This is a genomic window from Exiguobacterium sp. Leaf187 (genome assembly GCF_001423925.1).
Classification (GTDB): domain Bacteria; phylum Bacillota; class Bacilli; order Exiguobacteriales; family Exiguobacteriaceae; genus Exiguobacterium_A; species Exiguobacterium_A indicum.
Genome location: NZ_LMPR01000001.1, coordinates 1,790 through 3,077 on the forward strand (window position 1 = coordinate 1,790; position 1,288 = coordinate 3,077).

1 rRNA gene (only partly in view) is annotated in these 1,288 nt (G+C 54.3%); it reads left to right on the forward strand.

Going from position 1 to position 1,288, the window contains the following annotated elements:
• Positions 1 to 1,288, forward strand: a 23S ribosomal RNA gene (locus ASF99_RS00015) (its annotated part extends past both window edges: 206 nt to the left, 1,339 nt to the right); the annotation flags it as partial.

Below are 1,288 nucleotides of genomic sequence, written 5' to 3' on the forward strand. Positions count from 1 at the left end.
TCCCTGAGTAGCGGCGAGCGAAACGGGAACAGCCCAAACCGGAGAGCATGCTCTTCGGGGTTGTAGGACACTCTANAGGACCTGGAAAGGTCGGCCGAAGAAGGTGACAGCCCTGTAGCTGAAACTGTTTTCCCTCCAGAGTGGATCCTGAGTACGGCGGGACACGTGAAACCCCGTCGGAATCCGGGAGGACCATCTCCCAAGGCTAAATACTCCCTAGTGACCGATAGTGAACCAGTACCGTGAGGGAAAGGTGAAAAGCACCCCGGAAGGGGAGTGAAATAGATCCTGAAACCGTATGCCTACAAGTAGTCAGAGCCCGTTAACGGGTGATGGCGTGCCTTTTGTAGAATGAACCGGCGAGTTACGATAACGCGCGAGGTTAAGCCGATGAGGCGGAGCCGTAGCGAAAGCGAGTCTGAACAGGGCGTTCAGTGCGTTGTCGTAGACCCGAAACCAGGTGATCTACCCATGTCCAGGATGAAGGTCAGGTAACACTGACTGGAGGTCCGAACCCACGCACGTTGAAAAGTGCGGGGATGAGGTGTGGGTAGCGGTGAAATGCCAATCGAACCTGGAGATAGCTGGTTCTCCCCGAAATAGCTTTAGGGCTAGCCTCGAGGTTGAGAGTTCTGGAGGTAGAGCACTGATTGGACTAGGGGCCCCCACAGGGTTACCGAATTCAGTTAAACTCCGAATGCCAGCAACTTATACTCGGGAGTCAGACTGCGAGTGATAAGATCCGTAGTCAAGAGGGAAACAGCCCAGACCGCCAGCTAAGGTCCCAAAGTGTATGTTAAGTGGAAAAGGATGTGGCGCTGCCTAGACAGCTAGGATGTTGGCTTAGAAGCAGCCACCATTCAAAGAGTGCGTAATAGCTCACTAGTCGAGTGGCGCCGCGCCGAAAATGTAACGGGGCTAAACATACCACCGAAGCTGCGGATTCCGTAAGGAATGGTAGGGGAGCGTTCCAAACCGCTGTGAAGCTGTACCGGAAGGAGCAGTGGAGCGTTTGGAAGTGAGAATGCCGGTGTGAGTAGCGAAAAGAGGGGTGAGAATCCCCTCCGTCGAAAGCCCAAGGTTTCCTGAGGAAGGCTCGTCCGCTCAGGGTTAGTCTGGACCTAAGCCGAGGCCGAAAGGCGTAGGCGATGGATAACAGGTTGATATTCCTGTACCGCCGATCCACCGTTTGAACAATGGGGGGACGCAGGAGGATAGTGACGCATGCGGATGGAAGTGCATGTGCAAGTTTCAAGACCGTCTGATTGGCAAATCCGTCAGGCATAAA